The 6,875-nt window shown below is 68.6% G+C and carries 3 protein-coding genes and 1 pseudogene; 3 read left to right on the top strand and 1 reads right to left on the bottom strand.

Going from position 1 to position 6,875, the window contains the following annotated elements:
* Positions 1 to 219: 219 nt before the first annotated feature.
* Positions 220 to 694 (bottom strand): annotated as a pseudogene (locus tag ACWC2T_RS35735) (LacI family DNA-binding transcriptional regulator); the annotation flags it as partial.
* Between the two features lie 676 nt (positions 695 to 1,370).
* On the opposite strand from ACWC2T_RS35735, the gene ACWC2T_RS35730 reads away from it, so the two are divergent.
* The 3 genes from ACWC2T_RS35730 to ACWC2T_RS35720 all read left to right on the top strand — a co-directional run bounded on the left by ACWC2T_RS35730 (position 1,371) and on the right by ACWC2T_RS35720 (position 6,822).
* Positions 1,371 to 2,957, top strand: a complete 1,587-nt coding sequence (locus ACWC2T_RS35730; RefSeq protein ID WP_450674494.1) for an arabinofuranosidase catalytic domain-containing protein — start codon at positions 1,371 to 1,373, stop codon at positions 2,955 to 2,957.
* A 92-nt stretch (positions 2,958 to 3,049) separates the two neighbouring features.
* Positions 3,050 to 4,189 (top strand): ricin-type beta-trefoil lectin domain protein, encoded by a 1,140-nt coding sequence (locus ACWC2T_RS35725; protein WP_450674493.1) that lies wholly within the window; start codon positions 3,050 to 3,052, stop codon positions 4,187 to 4,189.
* 74 nt (positions 4,190 to 4,263) lie between these two features.
* Complete coding sequence (locus tag ACWC2T_RS35720; protein ID WP_450674492.1) at positions 4,264 to 6,822, top strand: endo-1,4-beta-xylanase; 2,559 nt, start codon at positions 4,264 to 4,266, stop codon at positions 6,820 to 6,822.
* The last annotated feature ends 53 nt before the right edge of the window (positions 6,823 to 6,875 follow it).

Here is a 6,875-nt window from a genome sequence, read left to right as displayed (position 1 = left end):
TCCAACCGGTCCCGCATCAGCATCGCCGGCGCCCCCTTCGGACACGCCGCCCACGCTGTCAGCACCGTCCGCGCCGGAATCCGCTGATAACTCCTCGGCCGCAACGACATCCCTGGGCCCCTCCCCGAGACACCACCCCGCCTCACTTCAGCGAACCGCAGAACAGACGCCGCGTCAGCACCCCTCACAAGATCGCCAACAGAGTCACGGCATTGCGTCAAGGCCGCGTTCCGCCACGGCTGCCTCGAAACCCTCTCTGGCCCGGTGCGCCGGGCCATAGCCGGCCGCAATGAGTTCCGGGGAACGAGTGACCAGAGCCACCCGGCGGTGCCCGAGATCGGCGAGGTGCCGGACGCAGTGCTGGACCAGACCGGAGTAATCGACGTCGATCCAGGACATCTGATGGTCGCCTGCCGTGTGCCCGATACCGACGAACGGCAGCCCGGCATCCTGCAGGCGCCTCACACGAGGATCCTCCGGGCGGATCTCCATCAGAATGACGCCGTCGGCACGGCGTTCCGAAATCGACCGCTCGAAGGAACGGTCGTGGTCCTCGCCGGAAGGGGACAGCAGCACATCCAGGTCGACCTGGGCGGCGGCGTCGACCACGCTGGCGAGGGCGTTTGCCGCTGAGCGCATAGGACACCGTGCTGCGCGACACTCCCGCGCGGCGAGCGATCTCCCCGATGTTCATGCAGCTCCTCAAGACCTACGCTCCGGCCGCAAGGACACTGACGGGCTGCCGGCGACGGTTGCCCATGTGAGTCCACGGTGCTGAGCCGCGCGTGCGGCGGTGCAGCCGCCCCGAGGACTCGTCATGGATGGTGCTGGACGAGCGCCTTGGTGCCCAGCGGTGCCAGGAGGTGCCCCGCGCGCCACGGGGCCCGGACGTACGAAGGACGCGCGAGGGCCGGCCTCCGCGGGGCTGCGGCGTCGGGACTGCGGAACCGCCGCGCGTTCCGCATCGCATACAAGTGCCGGACAACCTGGACGAATCGGTTCCACGCAAGCGCTTCGACGAAAGGCTACCGACCGGCCGAGTGCGGGGTCAATGGCGGGCCGTGAGGCATGGCGGCGCCAAGGCGCTGCGGTCAGGGAAACTGCCTTCTGCCTGCTGTCACGCCGGATCTGTTCGAGTGTGCGGACGAGGTCCGAACCGCAGAAATCAGCCGTCGAATCGATTCCGCGACAACCTTCGCGGCAGGGGCTTAGAACCCTTGACAGCCCCGCGGCTCGGGAGGACCGTCTCCCCCCGAAACCTCTCTGCAATCTCACTGCACATACGGCACCTTCAAGTGCTTCGGATCGTCAGCGCCGCCAACACACCCGACTGGGTCGCGGCGGCACGTAGGGGAGATCAGATGGGAACCATGCGCACAAGACCCCACCCGCTGTCCGGGCGTGGTGGTATACGACGGCTCCTGGCGGCGTTACGGCACCGTGGCAGGCCGGAAAGTGTGCCGGACCAGGGACATGTCCCGCCGTCGGCGCGCTCGCCCCGCTCGCGGTCGAAAACGTTCGCCCGGGCCGGGGCCGCAGCCGTACTCGTCGCCGGAACGCTGGTCGGAGCCACGGCCACGGCCGGCACGGCTCGGGCCGCCGCGTCCGGGCCGTGCGACATCTACGCCGCCGGCGGCACGCCCTGTGTGGCGGCGCACAGCACGACGCGAGCGCTGTACGCCTCGTACAACGGCCCGCTCTACCAGGTCCGGCGTGCCTCGGACAACACCACCCGGAACATCGGCGTCCTGGGCGCGGGCGGGTATGCGGACGCCGCCGCCCAGGACTCCTTCTGTTCGGGGACGACCTGCCTGATCACGGTCATCTACGACCAGTCAGGCCGCGGGAACAGCCTCACCCAGGCGCCCGCGGGCGGTGCCGCGGGCGGCCCCGACAACCTCGCGAACGCCACTGCCGCGCCCACCATGGTGGGAGGTCACAAGGCCTACGGCGTCTTCGTGGCGCCCGGCACGGGGTACCGCAACAACCACACCAACGGCATCGCGACCGGGGACAACCCCGAGGGCATGTACGCGATCTTCGACGGTACGCACTACAACGGCGGCTGCTGCTTCGACTACGGCAACGCCGAGACGGACAGCAACGACGACGGCAACGGCACCATGGAGGCCATCTACTTCGGCAACATCAAGGTCTGGGGCTATGGTTCGGGCAACGGTCCGTGGATCATGGCCGACCTCGAGAACGGCCTGTTCTCCGGGGTCAACCAGCATGACAACGCGGGCGACCCGACCATCAACCACCGGTATACGACCGCCATCATCAAGGGCGGCCCGAACCACTGGGCGATCCGTGGCGGCAACGCGCAGTCCGGCGGCCTGTCCACCTTCTACGACGGACCGCGCCCCAACGTCGCCGGTTACAACCCGATGCGGAAGCAGGGTGCCATCATCCTGGGCACCGGCGGCGACAACAGCAAGGGCGCGCAAGGCACCTTCTACGAGGGCGTGATGACCTCCGGCTACCCGTCGGACGCCACCGAGAACGCGGTCCAGGCCAACATCACCGCGGCGGGATACAGCAACTCCTCCGGCGGGACGAGCACCGGTGCGCTGCACGCGGTGGGCGCGGGCAAGTGCCTGGACGTGCCCAACTCGTCCACCACGGCCGGCACACAGCTGCAGATCTGGGACTGCAGCGGAGGCGCCAACCAGACCTGGACCCGCACAGCCTCCAACCAGCTGACCGTCTACAGCGGCGGCAGCCAGATGTGCCTGGACGCATACGACAACCAGACCTCCGCCGGCACCAAGGTGGAGACCTGGCCGTGCAACGGCGGCGCCAACCAGCAGTGGCAGCTGAATGGCGACGGCACCGTCACGGGCACGCAGTCCGGACTCTGTCTCGACGTCACCGCCGCCTCCACGGCCAACGGGGCGCCGGCCGAACTCTGGCCGTGCAACGGCGGATCCAACCAGCAATGGCGACTCAACTGACGCCTCCCTCACCGAGCAGGACTTCACCCCGCGCTGACCGGCTCGCGGGCTCGTTCACCCCACCCACTGTCCCGTCCCAGTGAGGAACGCTGATGAAGAAGTACCTGGCGCCGTTGACCGCGGCGCTGACGGCAGCCCTCGGCATGGCCTGTGCCCTGCCCGCGGCGGCGGCCATCGGCACCGAGGCGCCGCCCTCCGCCGTCCGGACCGCCGCCGCGCCCGCCCCCTTGCGGCTGATGCCGTTGGGCGACTCGATCACCTGGGGCGTCGGCAGTCCGTCCGGGAACGGCTACCGGGGCTTTCTGTGGAACCAGCTGTCGGCCGAGGGGCACGCCCTGGACTTCGTCGGCTCAGGTCGCAACGGCACCATGCCCGACCCGGACAACGAAGGCCACTCCGGCTGGCGGATCGACCAGATAACCGGTATCGCGGACTCCGTGCTGGCCGGTTACCGGCCGAACGTGATCACGCTGGAGATCGGGACCAACGATCTGAACGGCAATTACCAGATCCCGACCGCCACCGACCGGCTTCGTGCGCTCATCGACCGGATCACCGAGGACGCACCCGACGCCACCGTTCTCCTCGGCACCGTGATCATCTCCACCAGCGGCACCGAGGAGGCCAACCGGCCCGCGTTCAACGCCAAGCTCCCCGGGATCGTCCAGGCCGAGCAGGCCGCCGGCAAACACGTACGCCTGGTGGACATGAGCGCGTTGACCACCGCGGACCTCTCCGACCCCCTCCACCCCAACGACAACGGCTACCGCAAGATGGCGGACGCCTTCAACGCCGGGGTCCAGGCCGCGGACGCGGCAGGCTGGATCAAGCCGCCGGTTCCCGTCGGCGGGCCGGTGCGCTCCGGAATCGCGGGGAAGTGCCTGGACGTCAACGGTGGCAACAGCGCCAACGGGACCGCCGCGCAGATCTGGTCCTGCAACGGCTCCGCCGCGCAGTGGTGGTCCGCGCGCTCAGACGGCACGTTGCGGGCGCTCGGGAAGTGCCTCGACGCCACGGGCGGTGGTACCGCCAACGGCACCAAGATCGAGATATGGGACTGCAACGGCGGCAGCAACCAGCAATGGCAGGCGTACAACGGCGGTTACCGCAACCCGGTCTCCGGCCGCTGTCTCGACGACCCCGGCGCATCCACCACCGACGGTACGCAACTGGTCCTGTGGGACTGCAACGGCGGCGCCAACCAGAAGTGGACCGCTCTGCCGGTCTCCTGAGCTCGTGACCCGACTGCACCGCAGCACTGTCTCGCGGTCGGTGTCCCCCCCACACACAAGGAGAGTGATCCTCCATGTCCTGGCTCAACGAGGAGCCCCGTCTCCGCAAGGTCCTCGCCTCGGCCACCGGTCTGACGGTCGGTACGGTGCTGGCCCTGGCCGGGACGGCGGCACCCGCGGCACATGCGGCCTCCGGCACGCTGGGCTCGGCCGCGGCGGGCAGCGGCCGCTACTTCGGCACGGCCGTGGCAGCCGGGAAGCTCGGCGACCCGACGTACTCCACGATTCTCGACCGGGAGTTCAGCATGATCACCCCGGAGAACGAGATGAAGTGGGACACCACCGAACCGTCCCGCGGCACCTTCAACTTCGGCCCGGCCGACTCGATCGTCGGCCACGCCTCCGCGCACGGTCAGCGGGTGCGCGGCCACACCCTGGTGTGGCACTCGCAGCTACCCGGCTGGGTCAGCGGCATCAGAGATGCGAACACGCTGCGCAGCGTGATGAAGAACCACATCACCACCGAGATGAGCCACTTCAAGGGCAAGATCTACGCCTGGGACGTGGTCAACGAGGCCTTCGCCGACGGCTCCTCCCAGCACCGCAGCTCGGTCTTCCAGAACGTGCTGGGCGACGGCTTCATCGAGGAGGCGTTCCGCATCGCGCGGGCCGCCGATCCCTCGGCCAAGCTCTGCTACAACGACTACAACATCGAGAACTGGTCCGACGCCAAGACGCAGGGCGTCTACAACATGGTCAAGGACTTCAAGTCCCGCGGTGTGCCCATCGACTGTGTCGGCTTCCAGAGCCACTTCGGCGCAGGCGGCCCGCCGGCCGGCTTCCGGACCACTCTGGCCAACTTCGCCGCGCTCGGCGTGGACGTCCAGATCACCGAACTCGACATCGCCCAGGCCTCACCGACCGCCTACGCCAACACCGTGCAGGCGTGCATGAACGTCGCCCGCTGCACCGGCATCACCGTGTGGGGGATCAGGGACAGTGACTCGTGGCGGACGGGGGAGAACCCGCTGCTGTTCGACGCGGGCGGCAACAAGAAGCCGGCCTACTCCGCGGTCCTGTCCGCGCTGACGCGACGTCGATCCCTGGGAACGGCGCAGCCCGTCGCAGCGTTGGGCAACGGGCTCGCGCTGACGCCGCAGATGGGCTTCAACGACTGGAACGCGTACGGCTGCAATGTCTCCGAGTCGCTGATCAAGTCCACCGCTCAGGCGATGCACACCAACGGCATGCAGGCGGCGGGCTACTCGTACGTCAACATCGACGACTGCTGGATGACCCACAGCCGCGATTCCGGTGGCCGCCTGGTGCCGGATCCGGCCAAGTTCCCCGACGGCATCAAGGGAACCGCGGACTATGTGCACTCGCTGGGGCTCAAGCTGGGAATCTACGAGGACGCGGGCACCGCGACCTGTGCGGGGTATCCGGGCAGCCTGGGGCACGAGACCACGGACGCTCAGTCGTTCGCGTCGTGGGGTGTGGACTACCTGAAATACGACAACTGCAACAACACCGGGGTGCCGGCACAAACCCGGTACACCTCGATGCGGGACGCCCTGGCCGCCACCGGCCGGCCGATCCTGTTCAGCCTGTGCAACTGGGGCCAGGAGAACGTGTGGACCTGGGGCGCGGGCGTGGGCAACAGCTGGCGCACCACCGGGGACATCAGCCCCAGCTACTCCAGCATGCTGTCGATCTTCCACAGCAACGTGGGACTGGCCTCCTACGCCGGACCCGGCCACTGGAACGACCCGGACATGCTGGAGATCGGCAACGGCTCGATGACGGCCACCGAGAACCGCAGCGAGTTCAGCCTGTGGGCGGAGATGGCCGCTCCGCTGATCACGGGCACCAACATTCCCTCGGCCAGTTCCGACACCTTGTCCACCCTGACCAACTCCCGGGTGATCGCGGTCGACCAGGACCCCCTCGGCAAACAGGGCACCATGGTGTCGTCCTCGGGCGGCCTGGACGTGCTGGCCAAGCCGCTGGCGAACGGGGACGTGTCGGTGGCCCTGTTCAACGAGACGGACTCGACGGCCACCATCACCACCTCCGCGGCCGCGATCGGGAAGACGGGGGCGTCCGCCTATACCCTGACCGACCTGTGGTCCGGCGCGTCCTCGACCACCTCCGGCACCATCAGCACCTCGGTGCCGGCCCACGGCACGGTGATGTACCGGGTCGCGGGCGGCACCAGCAGCGGCGGCGGCACCGGCGTGACCGGTGAGCTGCACGCGGTGGGTGCGGGCAAATGCCTGGACGTACCGAACTCCACCACGACCGCCGGCACCCAGGTGGAGGTCTGGAGCTGCAACGGCGGGGCCGGCCAGACATGGACGCATTCCACCTCCGACCAGCTCACCGTCTACTCCGGCAGCGCCCAGATGTGTCTGGACGCCTACAACAACCAGACCACCCCCGGGACGAAGGTGGAGATCTGGCCGTGCAACGGCCAGACCAACCAGCAGTGGATGCTGAACTCCAACGGCACCATCACCGGCGTCCAGTCCGGCTTGTGCCTGGATGTCACCGGAGCGGCCACCGCCGACGGAACCCTCGCCGAGCTGTGGACCTGCAACGGCGGCAGCAATCAGCAGTGGACACTGGGATGAGTGCCCCGCCGCGCCACGCCGGGCACCGGCCGGGCGGACGTCCCCGGGAAGGG

The organism is Streptomyces sp. NPDC001393 (genome assembly GCF_053597455.1).
This window is presented reverse-complemented; position numbering and strand designations above follow the sequence as displayed.